The 26272-nt window shown below is 40.6% G+C and carries 23 protein-coding genes; 2 read left to right on the top strand and 21 right to left on the bottom strand.

Annotated elements, in window-relative coordinates:
• Window positions 1-52: 52 nt before the first annotated feature.
• From ACQ4KW_RS03160 to ACQ4KW_RS03135, 6 genes are all read right to left on the bottom strand, one after another.
• The gene (locus ACQ4KW_RS03160) at window positions 53-892 is read right to left on the bottom strand and encodes a GTP pyrophosphokinase (protein WP_430885086.1); all 840 of its coding nucleotides are present in this window, start codon (window positions 890-892) and stop codon (window positions 53-55) included.
• Window positions 893-941: 49 nt separating this feature from the next.
• Window positions 942-1631 (bottom strand): HAD family hydrolase, encoded by a 690-nt coding sequence (locus tag ACQ4KW_RS03155; RefSeq protein ID WP_430885085.1) that lies wholly within the window; start codon window positions 1629-1631, stop codon window positions 942-944.
• 31 nt (window positions 1632-1662) lie between these two features.
• Window positions 1663-2610: a TIGR01212 family radical SAM protein gene (locus ACQ4KW_RS03150; RefSeq protein WP_430885084.1), complete on the bottom strand. Its 948-nt coding sequence runs from the start codon at window positions 2608-2610 to the stop codon at window positions 1663-1665.
• Window positions 2611-2994: 384 nt separating this feature from the next.
• The gene (locus ACQ4KW_RS03145; RefSeq protein WP_430885083.1) at window positions 2995-4662 is read right to left on the bottom strand and encodes a 5'-nucleotidase C-terminal domain-containing protein; all 1668 of its coding nucleotides are present in this window, start codon (window positions 4660-4662) and stop codon (window positions 2995-2997) included.
• A gap of 375 nt (window positions 4663-5037) precedes the next feature.
• A complete protein-coding gene (locus ACQ4KW_RS03140) occupies window positions 5038-5604 on the bottom strand; it encodes a hypothetical protein (protein WP_430885082.1) in 567 nt (188 codons plus the stop codon).
• 211 nt (window positions 5605-5815) lie between these two features.
• Window positions 5816-6226 carry a universal stress protein gene (locus ACQ4KW_RS03135; protein WP_430885081.1) on the bottom strand — a complete coding sequence of 137 codons (411 nt, stop codon included), beginning with the start codon at window positions 6224-6226 and terminating at the stop codon, window positions 5816-5818.
• Between the two features lie 230 nt (window positions 6227-6456).
• Here ACQ4KW_RS03135 and ACQ4KW_RS03130 point away from each other — a divergent pair, with 230 nt between their 5' ends.
• Window positions 6457-6702 (top strand): hypothetical protein, encoded by a 246-nt coding sequence (locus ACQ4KW_RS03130; RefSeq protein ID WP_430885080.1) that lies wholly within the window; start codon window positions 6457-6459, stop codon window positions 6700-6702.
• 358 nt (window positions 6703-7060) lie between these two features.
• On the opposite strand, the gene ACQ4KW_RS03125 is transcribed toward ACQ4KW_RS03130, so the two are convergent.
• The 11 genes from ACQ4KW_RS03125 to ACQ4KW_RS03075 form a co-directional block, all read right to left on the bottom strand.
• A complete protein-coding gene (locus tag ACQ4KW_RS03125; RefSeq protein WP_430885079.1) occupies window positions 7061-7474 on the bottom strand; it encodes a twitching motility protein PilT in 414 nt (137 codons plus the stop codon).
• Between the two features lie 445 nt (window positions 7475-7919).
• Window positions 7920-8951: a 23S rRNA (adenine(2503)-C(2))-methyltransferase RlmN gene (rlmN, locus tag ACQ4KW_RS03120; RefSeq protein WP_430886533.1), complete on the bottom strand. Its 1032-nt coding sequence runs from the start codon at window positions 8949-8951 to the stop codon at window positions 7920-7922.
• Between the two features lie 10 nt (window positions 8952-8961).
• Window positions 8962-9681, bottom strand: coding sequence for a phosphatase (locus tag ACQ4KW_RS03115; protein WP_430885078.1), 720 nt, complete (start codon window positions 9679-9681; stop codon window positions 8962-8964).
• A gap of 10 nt (window positions 9682-9691) precedes the next feature.
• Window positions 9692-10633, bottom strand: a complete 942-nt coding sequence (locus ACQ4KW_RS03110) for a phosphoglycerate dehydrogenase (protein ID WP_430885077.1) — start codon at window positions 10631-10633, stop codon at window positions 9692-9694.
• Window positions 10634-10890: 257 nt separating this feature from the next.
• On the bottom strand, window positions 10891-11274 hold the full coding sequence (locus ACQ4KW_RS03105; protein WP_430885076.1) for a PilZ domain-containing protein: 384 nt from the start codon (window positions 11272-11274) through the stop codon (window positions 10891-10893).
• Window positions 11275-11309: 35 nt separating this feature from the next.
• Entirely contained in the window at window positions 11310-12896 is a 1587-nt protein-coding gene (locus tag ACQ4KW_RS03100) for a DUF3369 domain-containing protein (RefSeq protein WP_430885075.1), read from the bottom strand.
• Between the two features lie 347 nt (window positions 12897-13243).
• Complete coding sequence (locus ACQ4KW_RS03095) at window positions 13244-16687, bottom strand: pyruvate carboxylase (RefSeq protein WP_430885074.1); 3444 nt, start codon at window positions 16685-16687, stop codon at window positions 13244-13246.
• A 225-nt stretch (window positions 16688-16912) separates the two neighbouring features.
• Window positions 16913-18610 carry an RCC1 domain-containing protein gene (locus ACQ4KW_RS03090; RefSeq protein WP_430885073.1) on the bottom strand — a complete coding sequence of 566 codons (1698 nt, stop codon included), beginning with the start codon at window positions 18608-18610 and terminating at the stop codon, window positions 16913-16915.
• 164 nt (window positions 18611-18774) lie between these two features.
• The gene (locus ACQ4KW_RS03085) at window positions 18775-19551 is read right to left on the bottom strand and encodes a hypothetical protein (protein WP_430885072.1); all 777 of its coding nucleotides are present in this window, start codon (window positions 19549-19551) and stop codon (window positions 18775-18777) included.
• A gap of 173 nt (window positions 19552-19724) precedes the next feature.
• Window positions 19725-20540 (bottom strand): helix-turn-helix domain-containing protein, encoded by an 816-nt coding sequence (locus ACQ4KW_RS03080; protein WP_430885071.1) that lies wholly within the window; start codon window positions 20538-20540, stop codon window positions 19725-19727.
• A gap of 8 nt (window positions 20541-20548) precedes the next feature.
• Entirely contained in the window at window positions 20549-21076 is a 528-nt protein-coding gene (locus ACQ4KW_RS03075) for a GyrI-like domain-containing protein (RefSeq protein ID WP_430885070.1), read from the bottom strand.
• Window positions 21077-21267: 191 nt separating this feature from the next.
• Here ACQ4KW_RS03075 and ACQ4KW_RS03070 point away from each other — a divergent pair, with 191 nt between their 5' ends.
• Window positions 21268-21735 (top strand): TrmO family methyltransferase domain-containing protein, encoded by a 468-nt coding sequence (locus ACQ4KW_RS03070; protein ID WP_430885069.1) that lies wholly within the window; start codon window positions 21268-21270, stop codon window positions 21733-21735.
• 86 nt (window positions 21736-21821) lie between these two features.
• On the opposite strand, the gene ACQ4KW_RS03065 is transcribed toward ACQ4KW_RS03070, so the two are convergent.
• The 4 genes from ACQ4KW_RS03065 to gcvH form a co-directional block, all read right to left on the bottom strand.
• On the bottom strand, window positions 21822-22661 hold the full coding sequence (locus ACQ4KW_RS03065; RefSeq protein ID WP_430885068.1) for a bifunctional 5,10-methylenetetrahydrofolate dehydrogenase/5,10-methenyltetrahydrofolate cyclohydrolase: 840 nt from the start codon (window positions 22659-22661) through the stop codon (window positions 21822-21824).
• 251 nt (window positions 22662-22912) lie between these two features.
• The gene (gene gcvPB / locus ACQ4KW_RS03060; protein ID WP_430885067.1) at window positions 22913-24388 is read right to left on the bottom strand and encodes an aminomethyl-transferring glycine dehydrogenase subunit GcvPB; all 1476 of its coding nucleotides are present in this window, start codon (window positions 24386-24388) and stop codon (window positions 22913-22915) included.
• Entirely contained in the window at window positions 24385-25725 is a 1341-nt protein-coding gene (gcvPA, locus tag ACQ4KW_RS03055) for an aminomethyl-transferring glycine dehydrogenase subunit GcvPA (protein WP_430885066.1), read from the bottom strand. The genes gcvPB and gcvPA overlap by 4 nt, the downstream gene beginning before the upstream one ends.
• 46 nt (window positions 25726-25771) lie before the next feature.
• Window positions 25772-26152 (bottom strand): glycine cleavage system protein GcvH, encoded by a 381-nt coding sequence (gene gcvH / locus ACQ4KW_RS03050; RefSeq protein WP_430885065.1) that lies wholly within the window; start codon window positions 26150-26152, stop codon window positions 25772-25774.
• Window positions 26153-26272 lie beyond the last annotated feature (120 nt).

Genomic DNA, 26272 nt, shown 5'->3' with positions numbered 1-26272 from the left:
TACACCTGCTTACCTAATGGTCTTTAATTTCTAAGATGTCTCGAAAAAGGCACTATCTCGTTCTTTTTCGTTCATTCTCTTCTGTGTCAGTAAATATCTGATACCTTGGCATAACCGACTTGATATCAGCAAGTAGGGCTGCCAGATCCTTTACCGACGATGACTCCCATATCGTATCGAATCTTTCTTGGAATGTGTAGGCCAAATCCTGTTGTCCCGCAATATGAAGGAGTTGAATATTGTGGGTAATGTCGAAAACTATATTTGATTTCTCTTCAAATAAAAGCTGTGCATTGATGATTTCATTTCGAATCTCACACATTTCTTCGTCTAAATTCGATGCCGCTTCAGCAGATTTTCTCAGTCTATTTTTCACATTCTCTGGAATGTTATCTTTGTATTTGTAGTTAAGTGAATGTTCAATAGTCGCCCAGAAGTTCATGGCCAGCGTTCGGATCTGAATTTCTGCGAGCACAGACTGTTCTCCAAGAGCCGTTTGAACAGGATATTGAATTATAACATGGTAGCTCTTATATCCACTGCCCTTTGGATTGGAAATATAGTCCTTCTCATAAACAATTCTCAGGTCTTTTCCATCACGCTTACGAATCAAGTCCACAACCTTATATATGTCATCTCTAAACTGGCACATAATACGGATGCCTGCAATATCTTCCATAAGTTCTTCGATATTGTCCTCTGGAATATTACGTCTTTTAGACTTTTCCAATATAGACGATATTTTTTTTACACGGCCAGTGACAAATTCAATTGGTGAATACTCGCTTACATCACGATACTGCTTTCTAATGGCTTTAAACTTTATTTTAAGCTCGTCCACAGCTTGTTCATATGGTATAAGTACTTTCTTCCACTCTCTAATTTGATTCACACTGAATTCCCCCTGTTCAGACATGGTTTAAACCACTTGTTTACTATGTCTAAGTGCTGCTTACAGACAGTTCAATTGCTCTATAAAATGCCTCTTTATCTAATAGCGATGGTAAGACAAAGTCAGGATCAAAAGCTTCGAGATCAGAAGCTGTGTATCCACCTGTCTCAAGTGCTATGGTTTTCACTTTGTTTTTTTGTCCCGCGATAATATCTCTAGGCGTATCACCAATGACAAATATTTTGGTCTTATCAAAGGCAACTCCATTTAAACGATGGGCCTGTTTGATAACATCCTTTATGAGGGTGTCACGCTTTTCATGGTCGCTGCCATACCCACCCAGTTTCATATAGTGGTCAAGACCAGTGAACTTAAGCTTCATTTGAGCGCCAACTAGACAGTTTCCCGTACCAATAGCATTCAAAACTTGCCCAGACAAGCTGGTTTCCTCTAAAATACTCTGAACACCTTCGTGGACATAGGGTTTATGAATCTCCATTTGATGAACCAGAGCCTCACCATAGGCTTTGTAAAAGTCATCTAAATTTGATAAGTCTATGCCATGAATGCGCATGGCATCACGAACAATCCGTTCATCAAGGCGACCGGACATGGAAACACCATCAAAGCCAGACTTTATACCAAACATTTTTAAAAAGGCATCATTCATGGCCTTTCGTCCAACACCCTTGCAATTAATAAGGGTTCCATCAATATCCCAAATCAGTAATATACTCACGGGCTTCACCTCTATTATACAATATCATCCATCAACTCTGAACAAATTTCTTCACAGCTTTACCGTTTAAATAATCACACATATCCCCCTGATAAGCATCTAGGGCTTCCATTCTATTTTCAATGGCTTCTTTTATAAGCCACCATGATTTATCCCAGTTGCAAAAAAGAGTTTCTTCCTTTGGCGCCCGTCCTGCCAACCTGTGTATAATCGTATCAGGATGGAGGTGTCTAATGAAATCCACCACACGCTTGACGTAGTCTTCGAACTCAATAATCTCAATTTCACCTGCTTGATACTGCCGACCCATCTCCGTATTTCTCAAAATATAAAGAGAATGTAGTTTAATATGGCGTACACCCATAGCTGACATAATCCGGGCCGCCTCATTTATATGAAGGTCATCATCCCATGGCAAATTTAAAATAAGGTGGGTACAGATTTCAAAGCCTCTTGCCTGTATTCGGCGCACGGCATCAATCCATTCTGCTAAATTGTGTCCCCTATTGATTTTCATGAGGGTTAGAGGGTTTATGGACTGCAGGCCTAGCTCCACAGAAATATTCACCTTATGCTTATCTCGAATCTTTTCAAGAATGTCCAGGTAGGCTTCGTGAATACAGTCAGGTCTTGAAGACACGCTAATTTCCACCACATTTTCAAGACAAGCTTCTTCCAGCCTCTTTTCAAAGACATCCAGCGGCATATAAGTGTTTGTGAAGTTCTGAAAATAGGCAATATACTTCTTGGCCTTATATCTTTTTTGAATATAATCTATATTGTTTTGCATCTGCGCCTGGATGTTAAGTGCACTGGACTGGGCTTCAAACCCCGTTCCCACATCACCACAAAATGTGCATCCGCCACAAGCAACTTCACCATCTCGATTTGGACATGTCAGGGGCAAATTGACAGGTATCTTATACACCTTTTCACCGTACTTTTCTTTCAAATGCCCTGAATACGTATTGTATCTCAAACCAATCTCCTTTGAACCTTTCTTTACGCATTGCCCATATGGCAATGACCCTTTCTATAATATCATACCCACCTTTCATCTTCATTGTATTTTATTTATGACTCTTTTTAATTTCTTCACTAAAAGACATATTCGCTCACCAAAAGACATGCCCTTTTCCCTTATGTTTTTCCCACTTGCAAAATCATATAAGGTCTAAAAATCTCAATATAGCCCCTAACCCTATTAATCGTTATGATTTAAAGTTTGTATAAAAGCAAAAAACGAAAAAATAGCTGTAATATTAGTGGAATTATCCCTAATATTACAGCTATTCTGGTTTCATAACATTACGAATTTACTTTGCCGGATAAATTCGATCATTTACTATATCTTGTACAATAATTACTTAGCAGGCACCATAAGTTCCTGGCCCACATAGATCATGTTCGGGTTATCTAAGTTATTGTACTCCGCAAGCTCTTGATAAGTCATGTCGTATTTCTCAGCAATCTTCCAAAGAACATCATTTGCCATAACTGTGTACGTCATAGCTTCTGCCTTCTTCATTTCGTGAGCCATCATACGACCGTCAACCTTTACAGTTGCAGGATCAACCTTAGCCATGTAGTCGATTAGGACTTCATCTAGACCATCAAATTCCCCAAGGATTGGATAGTCAGCGAACATACCGTAATCATCGCCACCATAAGCCATAAAATCATTTGTCGCTAGTGTGTACATAGCGTTTGGATCTAGCATTTCGCCGCCAACCATAACTTTAACGATTCTTGAACCGGCTGGTTGGTTAGGATCAAACTCAACACGCATACCAGAGATGTGAGGGAATGCACCCTTTGTTTCTGGATAAGAATCAATACCATGTTCAATCGCTGCAAGGATGTCTGAACCCTTGATTTCTTTTGTCATTACGTAGTTACCAAAAGGTAGAACTGTAATAACATCGCCCTTAGTGATATCACCAGGGTTGATTGAAGCACGGATACCACCACCATTTGTAATGGCAACGTCTGCACCCGTTACATCGATCATGGCGTCAGCAATCATGTTACCAAGGTTTGTTTCACCAGCACGCACTTGACCACGTTCGCCATCAAGAGTTACAGATGTAGAGGCAACCTTGACGTTTGTGATCACTTCGTTTTCTGCTTTCACTTCGTCAATAACAGAAACGATTGCTGCGTTTGGAGTCACATCAGCAGCAGCTTCTTTTGAGAATAGGCTTGCTTCAGCTGTTACCATGCCGTCTTTAACCATAAGGTTTACAATACCAAGATTCTTGTCATACTCGCCAGTTTGAACAAGAAGTGTATCGCCAACCATTTTACCGCCTTCAAGAGCTGTATGGCTATGACCGTCAATGAACACGTCGATGCCATCAACAGAATTGATTACTGCTTCCGATGTGTATGTTGAAGATTCATCAACGCCAAGGTGACCTAGAGCCACGATAACATCAACTTGACCTTCAAGCATGTCTACCATCTTTTGAGCCTGGATCGCAGGGTCTTCAAATGTCAGACCAATAACATTCAGTGGATGTGTCTTGTAAGTTGTTTCTGGTGTTGATAGGCCAAAGATACCTACTTTTACGCCATCAATCTCTTTGATGATGTATTCATCAAGAAGGGGCTCACCATCTTTTTTAACATTACCGCCCATAACAGGGAAGTTAGCCATTTCAGCCAGTTCAAGAAGTCTTTCTTGACCATAGTTGAAATCATGGTTACCTGCTGTCATAGCGTCGTACTGCATAGCGTTCATAATAGTTACAATCGATTCACCTTCAACAAGTGTAGCGATTGTTTGGCCGTGGAACGTGTCCCCAGCATCTAGCAACAATAGGTTCGGGTTCTGTGCACGAAGCTCCTCAACCTTAGTTGCGATTTTCGCGAAGCCCATACCATCGTATTTGCCTTCGTCGATTCGTGAATGTGTATCATTCGTATGTACAATTGTGATTTCTGTTCCATCCTCATCTGCAAATGTCACAACGTTCATTGACATGACCATTGCAAGAACTAGGATGAAAGAAAGTAGTTTCCTTGACATGTTACCCTCCTTCAGTTGTTTGAAAATTACGATTTTATCCCGGCTAGTATAGATTCGATACCAACATCCAAATTCCTTCATATAATTTGAATTTTATTAGACGAAATATGAACTTATTCTATACTAGGTGACTTATCATTGAAATATGAGCCCTAGAGAGACAATAATTTTCCACTCAGGCATTTTCCAAGTCCTATAGCCAGGATTATACTACACCTTTTAAGTCTACCCTTTTAGGACTCACTTACAACATCATATTATTATTTTTGTATAAAAATAATAATATGAAATTCTGAGAACGAATACTATTTTCGCCCCCTTATTCGATCACATAGTTCTCTGTCATTTTAGACTTTTATAAAAACTCAAATGCTTCTATTGCATTTCATGCATTTTAGGAAAATGCCTTTTGAGAATTTCTGCAATGGGGCCCTTTTCATATAGAAAGGCTTCATGCCATGCCCTGTCTATGGCTTCATCTTCTAAATCAAGATATGCAATGTCTTCTTCCAGTGCTTCTGCTGACGCCCTGACCTGTTTCATTGAATAAGCCACACGCATTTGCGCTCTGGAAACACTTTTGTCATCGCCTTCTTTAATCGCTCTTTCCAGTGCCTTTAAGTCTATACATACTGCTTCAACGTACTTGTTAACATTCGAAAATGTCTCGTTTCCAGAATACATGATCGAGTCATAGGCGCTCACTAGAATTTGATTTTGCTCCACCGTATTGAGTAAATCTGAATTGTCCACGTTATACTCCCAGACCGTATTTCGTGAGGTGACAAGGAGGGCGGTTCGGGTTGTTTTGCTAATATAGGCTCCTATTTCTTCTGAACTGGTCAAATTGTCTCTGTAATTTTTATAAATGAAAGCACTTAGAACGATCACCACAAGCAGTAAAACAAGCACTGATCTATCCTGCCGATTTTTTTGATTCATCACAACCTCCATATGGATATTATAGAAATTTTTACTTGGTATACCCTAAAAAAATCCCGATGATTTTCTCATCGGGATTTATACTCTAAGTATTCAAAATCTGACTTTGACCCTCGTATATTACCTTAAATTGAGCGACTCGTAAAATAGCATTCAAATGACTCAAGTGCAATTTATATACAAAAGCATTTTTCACTAGACAGGGGCATCCCTATCCAACTTTTGAGGGTATGTCCGCAACTGGGACTATGCTAAACTTCATTTTTTTAGATGTTTTCTTTTGAAGTCGCTTGATCATATTCTGCTGAGCTGATGGCTCAAGTGATTCACCCATAACAATCATGTCGATAGAATTCTTTTCAGCGAAATCACTTAGACTTTCCACAATATCTGTGGCTTTTTTCACTGTTAAGCTGGCGCCGTGGGTCTTAGATACATCAAATAGATATTCCAGTGCATCTGATTCTCTAAGCTGTCCAAAATACTTCCAATTTTCTTTTACAACATGAATCACGTGGAGTTCATCTTGCTCGCTCTGAACAAGATTCATTCCTTTTTCTATAAGACGTTCGCATGACTTCTGCTGAGTGACGCAAACCATTATCTTCTTGCTACTGTCCATGACCGATCCCCTTTCAGTACGATCTCTTCAATTAGACTCACACAAGTCAATATATTACCGTAGACATATTGAGCTGTCAATGAATCCCACCGACTCGTCATAAACATGTAATTTCAAAAACGAATCATTGTGGGCTTAGTATATGGCTGATAACATGGTATACTATCCTATGAAAGTCATTCATGAACGCATACTCTGAAAAGCGTTCCATGTTTATAGGAGGTAAACACATGAATCAGTACACAAAAGTTATTAGCCTTTTCGGCAGCTACTACACGAAAACTTTTGAAAAAATAAAGCATCATAAAACCAAGGTTCGTGAAGTAAAAGAATCCACCGTCAAAAAAGCCTTTCTTGAAGGGAAAGCTGAAGTCCTCGTTTATTTCGAAGAAACTGACAAGGAAATGCTTCTAGATAATTTCAGTGACCCTGAAGACATCAAAAAATATCTAGGAAAAGGTTTTCTCCCAAAGTAATTATACCAATCATTTGTAACTTTTATTTGAACAAATCCACATTGTTAAGAATTTGTTATCTATTTGTATACAGTATTCTAAACATTTCATGTGCTGAAGTCTTAATCAATAGGACTAAAAAAAGAACAATCGTCTGGCATGACCAGAAAATTGTTCTTTTTTTATATTTATAATTCGCCAAGACGTCTGCTCAGTATGATTGATGTGGTAACTCTACATCATACACACCACACAGGTTGGTATATTTTTCTGCAGTTGAAAATATTCATTTATTTTAAATGTACAGTAATAAGGCTGCAACTATTCGTTGCAGCCATTGTCACCTTCTTCATGAATTTGATTCAATAAGTGGTTTTTGCTATTCAATATAATAAGGAGTTATTTCATTAGGTAATGTTTGCTTATCGCCGCTCACCGTGAACACGACGTTAAAGTTATACTGCTTTGTCAGCTCTTCTAGTCGAGGGACAAAGGATGGTAAGTCTCTTTCATTAATGCCAGCAATTTTTAGTAGGCCATCAATGTAGACCTTTTCAATATCATAGTCATTGGAAATGACGCCACACAAGAAACCGAAAAATTCTTCAGGTGTTTTTACTGGAAATTCTTCCATGCACATAAATCTGAGATCGTGGTTTAAATCGTAGATATGACGCTTATCATCGTCAATAAACACAACATGACCATTGAGCGACTGCACATCGTCATTGGCCATGCGGATCATACGCTTTGTTTTTCCAGTACCTTTTTCTCCTGCAATGATTTTAACCATATGAATCTCCTCCTTACATCTACAAAGAAAGTATCTATGAGTTACATATACCTCATTATTATCAGATTATTCAAAACTTTCTTGTTGATTATTAATTCTATGTTAATCGCAATGATCCCTTCAAAAACATTAAAAAAATTATTGCTAGGAACATTCGGATTTCAACACATAAAACGTTTGCCTTAAAGGATACACTCGGACCTGTTTAGGTATTTATGGGGATGGATTCTGAACATTTGTAAAATGTAGATTAAATCACAAGCATTTGGTTACTTTTTTGTTACTTTTATAAAACAGGCGCTTACAAAATTAAAAGCCATTCATGTGGACAGAGTCATGGAATTTGACTATGGACATGAATGGCTTAATATTAGATCGATCGAAGAACGGTCTTCGTCTCTTTTACAATAATTTAAGACCTTAATTCGGGTATATGGATCTATACTTATTTTTCTTCCTCTAAATGCTGGGCTCTTAACTGGCCACATGCCGCATTTATATCAGACCCAAGTTCTCTTCTGATGGTTGTTTCAACGCCTGAATCCTTCAATATCTTTTGAAACTTCGTGATATTCTTATTAGAGGATGCCTTATACCCTCTTTCCTCAACAGGATTGATTGGAATGAGGTTGACATGACATAGCATGCCACGTAGCTTCTTGGCCAACTGACGTGCTTCCTCCTGATGGTCATTTTCTCCTTCGATCAGAGCATATTCAAAGGTAATACGCCTTCCTGTTTTATCCGTATAATTTCGGCAGGCTTTTAAAAGTGTATCCAGGTCATATTTTCTGTTAATAGGCATGAGACTGCTTCTTTTTTCATCCGTTACCGCATGCAGTGAAATGGCTAGGGTGATCTGAAGTTTTTCTTCAGCCAAACGATCTATTTCTTTTACCAAGCCGCATGTGGACAGGGTAATGTGTCGCATGCTAATATTTAAACCTTGCGGATGGTTGACCAGTCTTAAAAACTTGAGGACTTCATCATAATTATCAAGAGGCTCTCCGCTGCCCATTAATACGACATTGCTGATTCTTTCACCAATATCATTTTGAATGGTCATAATTTGGCCTAGTATTTCTCCTGCTTCTAGATTCCTTGTCATGCCCCCTAAAGTGGATGCACAAAAAGTACAGCCCATTTTACACCCCACTTGGGTGGACACACAGATGCTGTTTCCATGCTTGTAGCGCATAAGAACCGCTTCAATGACCTCACCGTCATTCATAGACAGGAGATATTTTCTTGTTTTGTCCTTGGAGTCCAAATACTTAACGATGTTTACATTATCAAGTAAAAAAGCCTCATCCATTTTCAATCGCAGGGCTTTTGAGATATTTGTCATTTGGTCAAAGGATGTAATACCTTTTTGCACCCATTCAAATATCTGTTTTGCCCGAAAGGGCTTTTCACCTTGCTCTGACAACCATATTTTTAGGTCATCGAGTTCAAGACTTCTCAGTTGTGTTTTCATGATTTCACCATTAGACTTTCTTGCCATTTTGACGTAGATGACTTAAAAGCTTCTCTTTCGACGTATTCATTATTAGTTCTTCTGGAATTTCGAGGCGCTTAAAGACTTCAAGAGCATAATCAAAACGTCCCAGGTCATACTTGACATGTGCATCGCTTCCCGCTATGAGTTTCACACCATGCTTTTTTGCCATAAGTGCAATCTCTTCACAGTTTTCTCGACTGCCCACACGACTCTTTCCAAAAGAAGAATTGTTGATTTCTATCATAATATCATTTTCTTTGGCTGCTTTTACAAAGGCCTCTATGTGAATAGGAAATGCCGGATTTCCTGAGTGCCCGATGGCATCCACATACTTGTTTTCCATAGCCCCAATGAGGGCTCTTGTGTTTTCATCACGGTTGCCTGGATAAAGGCACACATCGTGAAGGCTGGCAAGGACAAAGTCTAAATTTTTCATATACCGCTCTTCGAGGTCTAGACGCCCATCAAAATCAATTATATTGACTTCTGCGCCTTTTAACACACGCACGCCATTCATTTCTTCTGGCAAGACACGTTGGTTGCCTATATGAAAAGCATGGGGGCCGCCTGGCATAGCAGGACCATGATCGGTTTGTGCTATAAGTTCAAGGCCTTTTTCCCGAGCCATTTCCACATACTCTGCAAGTGTACTGTATGCATGTCCACTGGCTAAAGTATGGATGTGAGTGTCTAGTAATAATTTCATGTAATTCTCCCTAATATCCACGTGCAATATTGACCCTGTTGACCAGTGGTCTTCCTTCTATATAATTCTGCATATTCTTGTAGATCATTCTAAATCGTCGTTCGTTTTTCATTTCTGACACCCATGAGTTATGGGGCGAAAGATAGGCCCTATCAATATCCCATAGGGGGCTGTCTTTCGAAAGTGGTTCTGAACTATAAACATCCAGTGCAACGCCTAAAAACTTATCATGTTTTAGGGCATCAATCAAGGCTTGCTCGTCAACATTGGGACCTCTAGACACATTTATAAGTATAGAGTCATCTCGCATAAGGTTCATACGTGACTGATTCATGAAATGGTGGGTTTTTTCCGTATGTGGCAGGGTAACAACAACCACATCAAGCTGGGGCAAGTGATTTTCCAAATCGTCTATTTTGTAGCACGCGTCAAAGTGGTCTGTGTCATGGCCACTCGTGTTAAAGCCAATAATATTGGCTTCAAAACCTTGTAGACGTTTCGCTGCCTCCTGTGCAATGGTTCCCGTTCCTAGAAAGGCCACTTTTTTATCAACAAGCTCTAAAATTCCAGAATCCAGTTTCCAGACTCTTTCTTTTTGCTTGGCATAAAAGCTCTTTCTGTTTTTGAGGATTTCAAGTATATTCATGACAATCCATTCTCCCATAGGCTTTGAATATCCACCCTGGTTATTGGTCACAATTATTTCTTGATCCAAAACGTCTTCAACCGGCAGTTGATCAAATCCAATGCTTGAAAGTTGAATCCACTTGAGTTTTTCCATCTCACTCACGTCAATTCTATCAAAGGGATTATAGCAAACTAATATTTCCGCATCATTAACACGGCTGTTGTTTTCAATCTCAGATTCATGAACAATATCAATTTCATAGCCGAGCTTTCGTATTGAGTCCATTTTTTCACTGCCGTAATCATATGTAAATATGGCTTTCATCTAATCGCTCCTTCATTATCATCTTAAACAGTTTATACTGAACGACTTGCAAAATATCATTCTACAAGCCTCGACATGTCCTATATGATATTTTTATTGAAAATATCCATATAGGATATGTCGAGGCTGCGGATCTGTAATTTTGCCAGCGCCTGATACTTAAAAAAATACTTTATGGAATAAAGAGAATGGGCTGTATCAAATATTTTCGACATCAAAAACGCCCTGCAAGTCTTAAACTTGAGGGCGTTGTGGTATTATAATCCAAGCTCATCCTGATACTCATCCAGACAACCTGTTAGTATGTCTGCCATACCAACAAATTCACATCCGAAATGGTAGGACCCATCTTCATCTTGTGCCTTACGAATTATTTTCATAACGCCGAAGAACTTGCGTTCTTCATCAATTTCGATTCTTGCATTAAAATAATAATCCATCGGTAGCTCTGTTGAAGACATAAACCCAATGCCTGTCTTTGACACATCTGTCACGACAATGGATTCATTCATTTCCTCGAGAGATTCATTATTTTGACGATACAAGGATTCTATTGTTAGTTTAATTTCAACTGGCAGTCTCTTAAACTTTCTTCTTTCCTTCACGACTCCACGCTCCTTCAGCTCTCCGTTTTTAGTCATTATATCATAGATCTGGACCATTGATAAAATCTGCCTTAGTCCGGATATTTTTCTTTAATGGCTATGATGTCATCGATGTGTTCGAAAAACTTGTCTACGACATTTGGATCAAACATCTTTGAGCGCATGCTCTTGATATAGTTGTGGACCTCTTCTTCAGCCCACGCATCTTTATAAATTCTTTTATGGCTCAGGGCGTCGTAAACATCACACACACTGGTTATTCGACTAAATAAGTCTATTTCTTCTCCAAGAATTCCATATGGATACCCTTGGCCATCCCAGCGTTCATGATGTTGAAGGGCTATGGTTGCCGCTGTTTTCATAATCCGTCTGTTAGACTGCTTCAAGACTTCATACCCAATAATGGTATGGGTTTTGATGACCTCAAACTCTTCCGGTGTTAATTTTCCAGGTTTATTTAAAATCAAATCAGGAATACCGATTTTTCCAATGTCATGCATCGGCGAGGCCAGTCTTAAAATATTTGCTTCTTCACTGCTTGAACCAAGGGCACGGGCTAATATCCATGAGTACTCCGCCACTCGACGAACGTGGTTTGCCGTTTCTTTAGACCTTGTTTCCACAATTTCACCTAAGGTGAAAATAACTTCTTTTTGTGTGTCGACAATTTCATTGTTCAAATAAATATTGTCTATGGCAACAGACACATTGGATGAAAGTATTTTGAGCAGATTCTTCTCAAAATCTTCAAATGGTCTAAAGCTTTTAATGTAAAACAAGCTTTCATTGTTATTAAGAGACTTAAAGTGTCCAATAAAGACATTGTCTCTGAAATAGCTTCCACTAATGGTCAGTGCCTTTTCAAAATCTTCTTGAAGGCTGTCATCTGGAATGTCTTTAACGAGAAAACCGCTATAGGTTTCGTAGTCACCAGTTCCAGCAATGGCAATGAGTTCACCCTTTCGAACTGTTGCCGCAAGACCACTGAGTGGGGCATCGTCCATATTGTCACTTACAATCAGTTCACACATCTGCATGATGGCGTTTTTACTGAAAGACCTAAGGGACTGCATTTCAAATAAGTCCCTGGAAGAATTGATAATTCTTTCAAGACCAATACGGTTTGTTTCAATAATCCGCATGCCCTGATAGGCACGCAGGGAAGCAATGACTGCCGTATAAAGCTTTTGAACAGTCAGTTCTGTTTTAGATTTATAATCATTGATGTCATAGTTTCTTATAACATCTTCTTCAGGTGCTTGTCCTGGTTGTCCTGTACGCAAAATAATACGTACAAAAGGATTGTTCAGCTCATCTCGAATTTTCTTTACAACCTCAAGACCTGAATTCTCATTTTCCATGACCACATCCAGAAGAATAATTGCCACATCAGGTTGATCCACCATAATTTCTATGGTTTCTTTGCCCGAATATGCGCTGATGAGCTCAACAGCACGGCCCTCAAACTCGAATTTTTTCATAACCATTCTCGTCATTGCGTGGACTTCTTCTTCATCATCTGCGATGATAATTTTCCAAGGGGTGCTACTGCTCTCTTCCTCACCACCTAGACGATCGTCGGCAAACAGGATGGTGTCATCATGCTCATTATCTAATTGTTGATCGGATTGAAATAGCATATCTTGCATAGTCGTCATGAGACCCCCTCGTTCGTAATATTTGTAACACGATATTCATACCCTATATTATAGGCATATATGCATATTTTAAAAAAGTCGATGGCACTTAAGTGTAAAAATATTTCTATACCAGATTATTTGAGAACTTTTCTTTATGAATGGACCTTTAATGTGTCTATCCCATGAAAATTCAAAATAATTTTGGGTCCAATTATTTTAAATTCGACACATTGTATAAAAACCCTTCCTTTTCTTCAATGAAAGCTCATATTTCCCTATAAGAAAAGCCCCCATGTGTTATCCACTGGGAGCTTTTTAGTATTTGTCTTTATTAAAGTGTCAAAGGGCAGGTTAGTTATTCTCTTTTAATCGTCTGCCTTTAGCGAAAGAAGCAGTTCAGAAGACTCCACCATTTGCTCTGGTTTGGCATAAACGTGTTCCACAACACCAGCACAACCTGAGGTGATATTTGTCTCCATCTTCATAGCTTCGACAATGGCCACAGTTTGGTTTTCCTTAATAGAGTCCCCTTCAGCCACCAATACTTTTACCACTTTACCTGGAATAGATGATCCAATTTCCAGCGGATTCAGTGGGTCTGCCATAACTTTTCTGGCACTTCCGCCTGAAACCGTGGCCTTGGATGACTTGTCCTCTATCATGACATCGCGTCTGTTGCCGTTGACTTCAAAAGCCAGACGTCTCATGCCGTCAAGATCGACTTTACCAACTTCAAGCAGCTTGACCACGAGGGTCTTGCCTTCTTCAATTTCCACTTCGCATGTTTCGCCTTCTTCAAGTCCATGGAAGTAAATGTCTGATCCCATGCGGCTAAATCCACCATGCTCAGCAATATATTTTTGATAGTCGTCAAAGACCTTTGGATACAGGGCAGAACTGATGAGGTCAGCCTTTGTTGGCTCTATGCCATGCTTGTCTCTTAAGGCTTTGTCTAAGGCATCAAAGTCTTCCTGTTCCAGAAGTTCTCCCGGTCTCACCGTGATCGGCTTTTCATCTTTGAGAACAAGCTTTTGTAGGTCCTCTGGGAATCCATGAGCTGGTTGTCCCATCATTCCGCTAAAATAAGCCACAACGGAGTCTGGGTAAGCCTTGTCCTTACCGTCTGTCATAATATTCTCTGGTGTCAGGTCATTTTGTACCATGAAAATGGCCATGTCGCCAACTGCCTTTGAAGATGGCGTAACCTTTACGATGTCACCAAACATTTCATTGACAGACTTGTACATGTCTTTGACTTCATTAAAGCGGTGACCCAGACCAAAACTTTCAACCTGAGGCTTTAAGTTTGAGTACTGTCCACCCGGTATTTCAAACTTATAAATTTCTGCACTCGTCGACTTGAGATCCGATTCAAATGCTGAATAAACAGGTCTCACACTTGACCAGTAGTCAGAAATTTTCTGGATGTTATCCAGGTGAATACCAGTGTCTCTATCCGTGTTTTTAAGCGCCGCCACAACGGAGTTCAGGGCCGGTTGCGATGTTAGACCCGACATAGCATTGAAGGCTGTATCTACAATATCAACACCTGCTTCTGCAGCCATCAGGATAGTCGCCACCCCATTGCCTGTTGTATCATGGGTGTGTAAATGCACTGGAATGGAAATCTCTTCTTTAAGGGCCTTAACAAGCTTGTGGGCCGCATAAGGCTTGAGGAGGGCTGACATATCTTTAATGGCAAGAATATGTGCACCTGACGCTTCAATTTGCTTTGCAAGATCAACATAATATTTCAAAGAGTACTTGTCTCTAGATTCATCTAAAATATCACCAGTATAGCAAATACAAGCCTCAGCCACCTTGCCGGTTTTTAGGACTTCGTCAATAGCCACTTCCATACCCTTAAACCAGTTTAGAGAGTCGAATATTCTAAAGACGTCTATGCCGCGTTTTGCCGACTCATCTATGAGTTCGCGGATCACATTGTCAGGGTAGTTTTTATAACCAACGCCATTTGATCCCCTAATGAGCATTTGAAGCAGAACATTCGGCATGCGCTCACGAAGCACATCTAGGCGTTCCCACGGCGATTCATTTAAGAACCTGTAGGCAACATCAAAAGTGGCCCCGCCCCACATTTCAACGGAAAATAAATCCTTTCCTAAGTGGGATGTTGCCCTTGCAATTTTCTTAAGATCTTGGGTACGCACACGGGTTGCCATCAAGGATTGGTGGGCATCACGCATGGTTGTATCCGTAAGGAGGAGCTTCTTTTGAGAACTGATCCAATCAACAAGACCTTCAGGACCCTTTTCATCAAGAATCTGCTTTGTACCTTTTAAATCCTTTATTTTTTCATATTTAGGTACCACTGGAACATCAAAGTTAGGTTTGGTTCCACCTGTGACATTAACCACCTTGTCGCCAATAAATCTCAGAAGTTTAAGTTCCACATCCTGCTTGGCTGTAAAGTCAAATAGGTCCTTGTGATTGCCTATGAAGTTTGTATCACATGTGCCACTTCTAAAATGCTCGTGGTTTAGGACGTTAATCAGGAATGGAATATTGGTTTTTACACCATGAACACTCATTTCCTTAACAGCTCTAACTGACTTTCTAATGGCATCCTCAAAGGTTCTTGACCACGAAGTGCATTTAACAAGAAGGCTGTCATAGTAAGGGCTTATAACAGACCCGGTATATCCATTGCCACCATCGAGTCGAATACCAAATCCAGATGCGGACCGGTAAACATCAATGAGACCTGTGTCAGGGGCAAAGTTATTGGCTGGATCTTCTGTTGTCACACGGCACTGAATAGCGTAACCATTCACCTTGATGCTTTCCTGTGATGGTATACCAATTTCCGGTGAATTCAGGGCATACCCTTGAGCCACCAATATTTGAGACTGAACAAGGTCAATGCCTGTCACCATCTCAGAAACCGTATGTTCCACTTGGATTCGTGGGTTCATTTCGATAAAGTAATGGTTGCCTTCTTTATCAACTAAGAACTCGACTGTGCCTGCATTTTTGTAGTTGACTGCTCTTGAAATTCGAACAGCATCATCACAAATGGCCTGTCTTTTGTCTTTTGAAAGAGCAATGGACGGCGTAAACTCAATGAGTTTCTGATGACGTCTTTGGATGGAACAGTCCCTTTCATATAAATGAACAATATTTCCGTGGGTATCGCCTAGAATCTGAACCTCAATATGCTTTGGGTTCTCTAGGAACTTTTCAATAAAAACATCCTCAATGCCAAATGCCTTTTTTGCTTCATTTCTTGCGCTTCTAAACTCACTTAACAGGTGGGCTTCGTCTCTTACAATCCGCATACCACGTCCGCCACCACCAGCGGAAGCTTTTAGTATAACCGGATACCCACAGTATCTTGCTGCTTCTATGGCTTCTTCGTCTGTAAGAAGTGGTTTTTCAAAACCAGGGATGGTAGGGACACCCACTGATGATGCAACCTTCTTTGACTTAATTTTGTCGCCCATACGAATCATCATGTCTGGACTCGGGCCAATAAATGTGATTCCAGCTTCTTCGCACTTCTCTGCTAGTTCTGGATTTTCTGATAGAAAACCATAACCGGGATGTATGGCGTCAACACCCTTCTTTTTCGCTAACTTGACAATTTCATCAATATCCAAATAAGCCTCGATCGGCCCCTTTGATTTCCCAATAAGATACGACTCATCAGCTTTTGTTCTAAACAAAGCATTTTTGTCTTCTTTCGAGTAGATTGCCACTGTACGTATCCCGAGCTCATGACATGCACGGAAGACACGAATGGCAATTTCGCCGCGGTTAGCAACTAATACGCGCTTAAATTTCTTCAAAAATACCACCCCTTCTTAACTATTTATTCACTCACTCGTATAATTACTCTCACATTTCAAATCTATTCTCATTAATATAACAGGTATTTTACGAAATATCAACATTTTATATTACAAAACGTTCATGATTTTGTGAAGTTTACGTAAAGTACTTTTACTGTACTTTTGACTTTTCAAAAATTAAAAGAAGCCGAATTGATCGCTCAATCCGGCTTGTATCATACTCTAAGACCGCGAGGCTTTGGTTTTACCATTGCCTGCATGGGCCGTTTTCTTTTCTGTACCATTTTTAGAAACATCCGTATCATCTTCAAAAAACAGAACATTTTCCACTTTAGAGATATTTCTATTCCAGCGGAGGACTTCACCTTTTTCATCCACTGCGTATCCAGCCCCCGTTGTCGCAGCAACAGACTTAATATACTTGAGCTCACCTACCTTGACAGGTTTGGTTGGGTAGTCATCATCTACACCACTATAGTGGCCCCAAGTATAAACTTGACCAATATCATCACGGGCCACAACAAAGTTTCCCTTTGTTGCCAGTTCTACAACGCCCTTAAGTTCTAATATTTCTTCTGGGAAAAGCACTTCTGATTCCCCTTCAATCCCAAGCTGACTTTTGGAGTTTATTCCCCAAATTTTAACTTTTCCAGCTTCTGTTATAGCAAGGCTAAACCCTTTGCCTGCACAAACATACTTGACACCAGATACAGTGGTCACTGTGGGATCGTTGTGCTTGCCTTTAAACCCAAGCCCTAGTTGCCCATACCTGTTATCCCCCCAGCTATAAATCGTTCCGTCAAATCCAAGAGCTAGCATATGGGTGCTTCCACAAGATATGGCCTTGATATTTTCAACGCCCTCCACCTTAGCAGGGATCTCTTTAAAGTAACTTGGCTCTGCACCAAGCTGTCCGTACTCGTTGTTGCCCCAAGTATAAACATGACCTGAAGTGGATAGGGCTGCAGCAAAATTTTCTCCAGCTGAAACCTGCTTTATGCCATCAAGACCCCAAATTTGCTTTGGTGTTATTGTGTCTGTCCTGTCGCCCAGTCCCAATTGACCAAAATGATTCCTGCCACATGTAAAGACCTTTCGGTCATTGGTTAGGATCACGGTATGAAACTCCCCGCCGACAATTTGATCTGCATTATCAACCATTTTTAAAATCTTACGCCTTGTTGCCGACTCTGTGTTGCCCATGGCAAGCTGGCCAAACTCATTGTGACCAAATCCATCCACTTTGCCGTTGTTATGCACGACAAATATGGTGTCATAGCCTGCATGAATGCTTTTAACACCTTTAATTTCCTTTACCACGATTTGCTGTTCAGTCCACTCTGACCAGTTGCCGTTCTTATCTTGAACCTTTAGACGAATTTTTTTTATTCCCGGTTCAGCATACCGACTTTGCATATTTTCCCACTTCACATCGTTGATTTCATTGTCTTCTGTGACCGACATGGAATGATCAAACTCTATACGAGTTGTAGTGGTATAGCCTTCAGCTGGTATGATTTTAAAATGAGCGACTGGTTCCACCTTGCTTATTGTATTAATACTGCTAAAACTTAAAAACAACTTATTGCCTTTAACAAAGGAAGCCCCTCCGATTCTTTTTAGAATCTGCTCGGCGTCTACCTTCTTGGCATCCTTGACGATCATGTATTTCTGATCAATAGAAATGCTGTAACGATCCCATAATATGTCTCTATTTTCTTTCATATAAGGAATCAGTGTTTTTAGGTCTTCACATAGACCCTTGTCTTCTTTTTTGTACTGAATAAATGCCGATCGCAAGACGCGGAAGTCATTTATGACTTCATCAATATCTATCGTTTCGCCCTGCCCAGCCATTTTGAACACGGCAAACACAGCAATAACCGCCGTGATGCCCACACCACCGATAAAAAAATTCAAGATGACCTCTCCTTGTAAAATGTCCTGTAACATGACAAAGACCCCCAATGTCATAACTAACGCTATTATACACTATTTTCTCCCCCACACCACGGGGGATTTGATGAATCCCATCATGGATTATTTTCCCACATTCTACTTTACAAAGATCTTACACCACCTGTTTATTTTGGCATCAGCTTAAGGTCTTTTTTCACTATATTTTTAAACCTTCCTAAACTGACCGGATGGTCTTCAATAATTTCATCATTATAAATCAAAGCAAAGGTTCCAAGTGGATTCGGATTTCTTTGAGCCTCTTCTGGGCTTTCTATGCATTTCATATGAATATCAATATTGTTCTCACTACAAAACTGCTCGATGTCTTCTTTCCACTTAATCTCCATTGGACACTGAAGAGCGTAGAGCATATTCAGCCCCTTATACCCCTCTGGCTTGAAGTGGTTAAAGGAGGGATTTTCAACTTCTGTGGCTTTTTTATTATTGAGTAATTTATAGTAGAGTTCATACACACCTTTATCATCTGACTTTTTGTAGTCCTGTTTTTTGAAAACTTCTGAAGAGGCAATAAAGGATGTATCGCTTGTCACAACGGCTATGCCTGCATGATCCTTTCCTATCCTTTTTTCAGCTTCTTTTAACATGAACTGTCCTGCACCTTGACCCTGTACTTTTTTAGAGATGACCCAAAGACAGTGAATGACCATAAAGGCCTCTGCCTTCACAGCCCGCCACGTGTGCTTGCCTGGCATCATTTCAAGAAATCCCTGTGGCTTTTCATCCTCATCAAGAAGAATTAACATTATAAGACCCTTTTCTCTCATTTCATGAAACCAAGGGGTCTTACCCTTGTAACCGATATGTTTAGGGCTTTTAATACACCCGAGTGGGTATTTCCCAAGGTTTTCACTTGTCAGTTCTACAACCTTCCATTTATTCATAGTTTTTTATTCTCCTTTTATTTATTAACCACCATTCAAATGATCAAATTTCACCCTTTTGGTCTGTATAGATACAAATTTCTATCCCAATTATAAATGTACGCTTCCCAAACACCTGAGTGAGTACCCTTTATCCATTTCAAACCATGATTTCCTAGTCTTAAACGCATACCCTATACACGAACATAGGGAATATAGACCTTCACGATGTCATCACCGCCCACTATTTTTTCGTAAACATAAGGCACATCTGTGCTTATCCCCGCTAGGGGCAACCATGTTTCAAATATATAGGTATAGACATTTTGAATTTTAAAGTAAGACCCTTTGTATTCAAATAATAAGTAGTCCCCGCCCGGTACTTTCTTACTTACCCAATCCGGCATCATTTCACTACATTCATTTATGTGTTTTCCCAAGACCCCAGACCCTTTCATAAAAGCATATTCGTTCAGATTCTTGTGATCTCTATGAAAATGAATGTATTCCGCGCCCATGTCCCATCTGATTAGAGACTGGCCTGCGTCATCGAGAAAACGTCTGTCCCTCACTATTTTTCCACTGATTTCAAATTCAGGCAAGTGAACTTGGCGTGGCTGCTTATAGGCATGGCCGTTTAAATGGTCAATATAGTCATCAGAAATACGCCTTTTCCACTGTAAGAGGTGAACCTTTCCACCATCTCTGAAGGCACTTGGACTCACATGAAACAATCTTTGAAAGCCTCTTGTAAAGGTTTCGTAGTTTTCAAAATCATACTTTAGGGCGATTTCAGTAAGGGCTTGTCGCCCCTGTAAAACATCATAAGCCGCTTCCGATAGTTTTCTTCTAAATAAGTAGTCATATGGACTATGACCAGTCAACTTGGTGAATGATCGCGAAAAGTGATAAACAGAATATCCAGCAGCACTTGCCATATCCTTGACCCTTAAAGTTTCAGTCAGATTTTCTTCAATATATGCAATAGCCTTTGATATTGAATCCTTCATAGTGGGTGTCACTTGTCATCCCCTACCTTCTTAATGGGAATAAGAACCTTTATCTGGACCCCATCAAGAGCATCCATCCCTTTAAAGGATTCATCGTAAACTTGAATGGAATAAGGGGCGGATGACATATAGCCTGAGTGGGGCATCCAGCCTTCAAATATCCACTGGGTCCAGTCAGACGTTATTTCATCTCCTTCTAATGTAAACTCGGCATATTGGGTCTTTGGAAAGACCTTTCCTACACATTCAATGGGTATATGATCTAAATTTTTTACAGCAATGCCTGTAAAGACCTCGTATTCTCCCGTGGTCTCCATTTGATCTGATTCGATATGTACTTCATAGGCAACTGATGTGTTCTCAGGATTCTCAATAACCTTAAAATTGGAGTGCAACCATTTCCCGAAACGACTCCATAGCTGACCAATTCCATTTTCTTCACTCCACATGTTTGCATGGACAAATGGATTTCCAAAGAAATTCATTCCAATCATTTTGAATGCACAAGCCTCTTTAATAGTGGGTTCTTTTAGCATAGGCGACTCCTTTCTTCCTCTGCTTTTACTATACCCGACCAACAGGAAAAATACTGAGCAAGATTCGTCAGGTCTTGAGCAGGATTGGTCAGGCAAAGGCCCTGCAATTGACATACTCTATTGGTGAGGGGCCCCGCCCCGCTATTGAACAGAAGCCAAAGGACTATTTAAATGAAGAAGGAGATTAGATTATGAAATTAAGATCTATTGGAAACATTCGGGCTAAAAAGGGAACTTTTGAACTTGTCCTTGATAAGGATTATAAAGACGGTCTGCTTGAGCTTGATCAGTTCAGTTATATTCATGTCCTGTGGTGGGCGGATCAAGAAGACAGCAAAGAGGCTCGAGCAACCCTGGTTACAGACTTGCCTTACAGTAAGGGGACAAAGGCTGGCGTTTTTGCATGTCGGTCTCCATACAGACCCAACCCCGTGGCGTCTTCCATTTGTCCGGTCTTAAATGTGGATATGGAAAAAGGCATAGTCACGCTCGCCTACATCGATGCCTTCGATGGGACGCCTTTAATTGACATCAAGCCCTATATTCCAGTAAGCGACCGTGTTAAAAGTGTAAAAACGGCCACATGGTTTGACACTTGGCCTATGTATTATGAGGATGGTGCTGAATTCTTCTCTAAAAAAGAGAACCAATATGAGTAAAAGTTAAGATCAGTGAAAATAAATAAACTCCACCAAAGGATCGTTATCTATATAGAAGCCCTTGGTGGAGTTTTTTCAGTTTAAAGCTATAGAGTTTTAAGTGCCGCTTTAATTGTGTTCCAGGACAATGTTGCTATGGTTGTTGTACCAACACCCCCTGGCACTGGCGTTAAGAAACCTGCAACATCTTTGACTGAATCGTAGTCCACATCTCCTGTGATTGCACCATCCACTTCATGGATGCCCACATCAATAACGACCGCACCCTCTTTGACCATATCTCTTGTAACCATATGGGGTCTACCTGCAGCGGCTATAAGTATATCAGCCTCTTTTGTATGCTTAGACAGGTCCTTTGTTCTTGAATGACACAGAGTCACAGTTGCATTTCTTTGTAGGAGGAGCATGGCCACTGGTTTACCGACAACATTGCTTCTACCAATAACAACTGCATGCTTGCCCTCGATTTCTATACCACTGTATTCAAGCATATGGATTACACCGTATGGGGTGCAGGGATAGAGTCCATCTTTGCCTGCATAGAGCTTGCCAGCATTGAGTTCATGGAAACCATCCACATCTTTATTTGGCGAAATTGTTTCTACAACCTTATTTTTGTCTATATGCTTGGGCAGTGGCATTTGTACCAGAATGCCATGAACAGCCTCGTCTTCATTTAAGGTCTGTATTTGTTCGATCAGGTCGTTTTCTGCCACGGTCTCTTCAAGGTAAATGACTTGTGCATCAAGACCATCTTTATTTGAACGTTTTTCAACCATTCTCACATAGGAGGCTGCGGCAGGATCATTGCCTATTAAAATAACCCTCAATCCTGGCTTTATACCTGCACTTGTTAATTTTTCAAGATCTTTAGCCATGTCTTCTCGCATGGCCTTGGCTATGGTTTTTCCTTCAAGTCGCGTCATAATGCCCTCCATTATCATGCATATTGAATATGTATATTGTTTATAATTATTCTATTGATTGTATACAATTTAACAATAGTCAGCGGATTATGTCAAATGTATATTGTTACAAATATTTTTGCCATCATCCCTTGTGCCTAGGTATTTATTTTTCTATATGGACTTGTCCTATAGTTAAATCACTGCAAAACTCTTAACAAAAAAAGGCTGAACACAAGACATGTTTGTGTTCAGCCTTTGATTCTTATTTCTTATGCCTCATCTGCCTTCAAGCTATCCTTATACTTTAGGATCAAGTCACGCGCCGCCCTAACTTCATCAATTCTTCTGACGGGTGTTTTATGCGGTGCATTTTTAAGGAGTTCAGGTTCTGAGATCGCTTCATGGGCAATTTGCCGCATGACATGCCCAAAATCATTCAGTGTTTCCATGCTTTCTGTCTCAGTTGGCTCAACCATTAAAGCCTCGTGGACAATAAGCGGAAAATAAATTGTAGGTGGATGGTAGCCATAATCAATAATTCGCTTGGCCACATCAAGGGTTGTTATGCCTTCAGCTGCATTTTTTAAACCGGCAGCCACAAACTCATGCTTACATAGCATATTGTCTGGAATCTGATAATCGTCCATCATTTGATGCATAAGATAGTTGGCATTGAGAACGGACGTTTCTCCCGCTTCCTTAATGCCGTCCCGTCCCATGGCTTTAATATAGGTATAAGCCCTCACCAGTATGTTGAAATTACCATAGAAGCTTTTCAGCTTACCAATGGTCAGGGGTCTATCATAATCAAAAATGTACTTGTCTTCCTTCATTTCGATCATTGGCACCGGTAAAAATGGTGTCAGTTTTTCTTTAACACCCACTGGTCCAGCACCAGGCCCTCCGCCACCATGTGGTGTGGAGAAGGTCTTGTGGAGATTGTAGTGCATAACGTCAAATCCCATATCGCCCGGACGACATTTGCCCATGATGGCATTCATGTTGGCACCATCGTAGTAGAGAAGCCCGCCAGCCTCATGGACAACTTCAGCAATGTCCCCGATGTTTTTCTCAAAAAGACCTAGGGTAGATGGATTCGTCAGCATGAGACCTGCCGTATCATCTCCGACAGCTTCTTTTAGAGCCTGCATATCCACATTGCCCTGGGCATCAGATGGTATTTCAACAATTTCCATACCCACAACGGCCGCTGTGGCAGGATTCGTACCATGAGCTGAATCCGGCACAATCATTTTGATACGCTGGTGGTCTCCCCTATTTTCATGATAGGATTTTATCAGCATGAGACCAGTGAGTTCCCCTTGAGCACCTGCTGCTGGCTGTAGGGTAACCCTATCCATGCCTGAAATTTCAGCGAGCATTTCTGAAAGCTCGTACATGAGTTCCAGCGCCCCTTGGATTGTTGCTTCCGGCTGATATGGATGCAGGTTTTTAAAACCTGGGTTTGCCGCCGCATCTTCATTAATTTTAGGGTTGTACTTCATTGTACATGACCCAAGGGGATAAAAACCCTTGTCGATGGCATAGTTTTTTTGCGAAATATTCGTGTAGTGACGAATAATATCCACTTCACTCACTTCTGGAAGATCGGGATCTTCCTTTCGTATATATTCACTCGGAAGCATGTCATTAATGGATGTATCGTCAACGTCAAGCTCGGGTAGATAAAAGGCCCTGCGACCAGGCTTTGACACTTCAAAAATCAGTTTTTCATAGTGTTTCACTTGATCACCTCCAGCGCCTTCACAAAATCATCTAGTTCTTCTCTCGTTCTTTTTTCTGTCACTGCTATGAGCATGGTATTGGACATAGGGTAGTGGCTATTGATATCAAACCCGCCCAATATGCCTTTTTTAAGAAGTTCTTCATTAACAAGCGCCACAGGATTTTTGAGTTTTACTGCAAACTCCTTGAAAAACGGCTTGTCAAAAACAGGTTCTGCCACGCCTGATTCAATCAACTTTTTATGAAGATAGTGGGCCTTTTTCATACTGTGAAGGGCGACATCTTTTAAGCCTTCTTTTCCCACTGTGTTCATGTATATTGCAGCCTTAAGTATCATGAGGCCTTGATTGGTACAAATGTTGGATGTGGCTTTTTCTCTTCTTATATGCTGCTCCCTTGCCTGCAAGGTTAATACGAATGCCCGCTTTCCATCTTCATCAAGGGACTGACCACATATACGGCCTGGCACCTTGCGCATAAGCTTTTTCGTCACAGCCATAAAACCAAAGTAAGGGCCACCTAGAGCCAGGTCGTTGCCTAGGGCTTGACCTTCTCCGATGACAATATCTGCCCCCAAATTCCCAGGCGGTTCAAGGACCGCTAGAGATATGGGATCGACCGACACCACAGTTAAACCTTTGCTTTCTTTCATGATTTCAGATGTCTTTTGAACGTCTTCAATCACACCAAAGAAGTTTGGCGACTGGATGAGAACACCTGCAACTGATTTATCAGCAAGATCTTTTAAGGCCTCGTAGTCTGTTTCGCCAGCTTTCATAGGCACTTCAACAAGTTCCATTCCCCGAAACTTGAAGTAGGTCTTAAGGACCTGCCTTGTTTCTGGATGCACCGTATTAGAAATGAGCATCTTGTCTCTTTTTTTTGCGGCACATGCCATAATGGCCGCTTCAGCTGCAGCATGTGATCCATCGTAAACTGAAGCATTGGACACATCCACACCTGTTAACTCACATATGAGTGACTGGTATTCAAATATATTTTGAAGGGTGCCCTGGCTGATCTCTGGCTGATAGGGTGTATAGGCTGTATAAAACTCCGACCGTCCTGCCAAGTGATTGACAATGGTTGGTATGAAGTGGTCATAGGCCCCAGCCCCCATAAAGCATGTTAAATGATCCAGGTTGGCGTTTTTTGCCGCCAGGGACTTTAAAAGTCTGTCCACTTCAAGTTCTGATTTTGAAGGGTCCAGATTCAAATCACGGTCTAGGCGAAACTTTTCTGGAATGTCTGTGAACAGGTCACCTATAGACTGTTTATCAATGGCCTTGAGCATGTCTTTCTTATCTTGTTCAGAGTTTGGAATATATCTATGCACTGCATCACCTCCTAATGATTCTAAGATGGCTCATATTTTATATGAATCATTCTTCTTTTATAAACTTTTCATAGGCTTCGGCATTCATCAGGTCTGCCAATTCGCCTTCATCTGAAATTTCAACCTTGATGAGCCATGCGTCAAATGCATCTTCATTAACTTTTTCCGGCGCGTCTTCCAGTTCATCGTTAATTTCAATGACACGTCCTGAAATAGGAATCAGAACATCAGATGCTGCCTTTACAGACTCGATAGCCCCCAGCGAATCACCCTTTTCAAACTCATCATCTTCGTCTGGCAACTCCACGTACACGATATCACCAAGTTCGTGCTGGGCAAAATCACTAATGCCTATGTATCCAATATTTCCTTCCACACGCACCCATTCATGATCTTCTGAATAATACAGTCCACTTAATACTTTCATTGATTTGCCCTCCTATTTGTTTGTATTTATGCGCTTGTAAAACCTAACCCCTTGCCTCTATCCTCGTTTATTAATCCATTGCGGAGTGGACAGGGATTTGTTTTTCTGCCTTCATTTTTT

The organism is Tianxiuia mixotrophica, from assembly GCF_050596425.1.
GTDB lineage: Bacteria > Bacillota > Clostridia > Peptostreptococcales > Acidaminobacteraceae.
Note: the sequence above shows the minus strand (reverse complement) of the source record. Positions and strands in the feature narration are given on the sequence as shown.

Excerpts from the sequence above, each read along its gene's own strand:
- ACQ4KW_RS03100 (WP_430885075.1), bottom strand. The coding sequence starts at position 12,896 with ATGACGACTATGCAAGATATGCTATTTCAATCCGATCAACAATTAGAT.
- ACQ4KW_RS03130 (WP_430885080.1), top strand. The coding sequence starts at position 6,457 with ATGAATCAGTACACAAAAGTTATTAGCCTTTTCGGCAGCTACTACACG.
- ACQ4KW_RS03110 (WP_430885077.1), bottom strand. The coding sequence starts at position 10,633 with ATGAAAGCCATATTTACATATGATTACGGCAGTGAAAAAATGGACTCA.
- ACQ4KW_RS03115 (WP_430885078.1), bottom strand. The coding sequence starts at position 9,681 with ATGAAATTATTACTAGACACTCACATCCATACTTTAGCCAGTGGACAT.
- ACQ4KW_RS03075 (WP_430885070.1), bottom strand. The coding sequence starts at position 21,076 with ATGCTAAAAGAACCCACTATTAAAGAGGCTTGTGCATTCAAAATGATT.
- ACQ4KW_RS03140 (WP_430885082.1), bottom strand. The coding sequence starts at position 5,604 with ATGAATCAAAAAAATCGGCAGGATAGATCAGTGCTTGTTTTACTGCTT.
- ACQ4KW_RS03070 (WP_430885069.1), top strand. The coding sequence starts at position 21,268 with ATGAAATTAAGATCTATTGGAAACATTCGGGCTAAAAAGGGAACTTTT.
- ACQ4KW_RS03135 (WP_430885081.1), bottom strand. The coding sequence starts at position 6,226 with ATGGACAGTAGCAAGAAGATAATGGTTTGCGTCACTCAGCAGAAGTCA.
- gcvH (WP_430885065.1), bottom strand. The coding sequence starts at position 26,152 with ATGAAAGTATTAAGTGGACTGTATTATTCAGAAGATCATGAATGGGTG.
- ACQ4KW_RS03145 (WP_430885083.1), bottom strand. The coding sequence starts at position 4,662 with ATGTCAAGGAAACTACTTTCTTTCATCCTAGTTCTTGCAATGGTCATG.
- ACQ4KW_RS03065 (WP_430885068.1), bottom strand. The coding sequence starts at position 22,661 with ATGACGCGACTTGAAGGAAAAACCATAGCCAAGGCCATGCGAGAAGAC.
- ACQ4KW_RS03105 (WP_430885076.1), bottom strand. The coding sequence starts at position 11,274 with ATGACTAAAAACGGAGAGCTGAAGGAGCGTGGAGTCGTGAAGGAAAGA.
- ACQ4KW_RS03085 (WP_430885072.1), bottom strand. The coding sequence starts at position 19,551 with ATGAATAAATGGAAGGTTGTAGAACTGACAAGTGAAAACCTTGGGAAA.
- ACQ4KW_RS03125 (WP_430885079.1), bottom strand. The coding sequence starts at position 7,474 with ATGGTTAAAATCATTGCAGGAGAAAAAGGTACTGGAAAAACAAAGCGT.
- rlmN (WP_430886533.1), bottom strand. The coding sequence starts at position 8,951 with ATGAAAACACAACTGAGAAGTCTTGAACTCGATGACCTAAAAATATGG.
- ACQ4KW_RS03080 (WP_430885071.1), bottom strand. The coding sequence starts at position 20,540 with ATGAAGGATTCAATATCAAAGGCTATTGCATATATTGAAGAAAATCTG.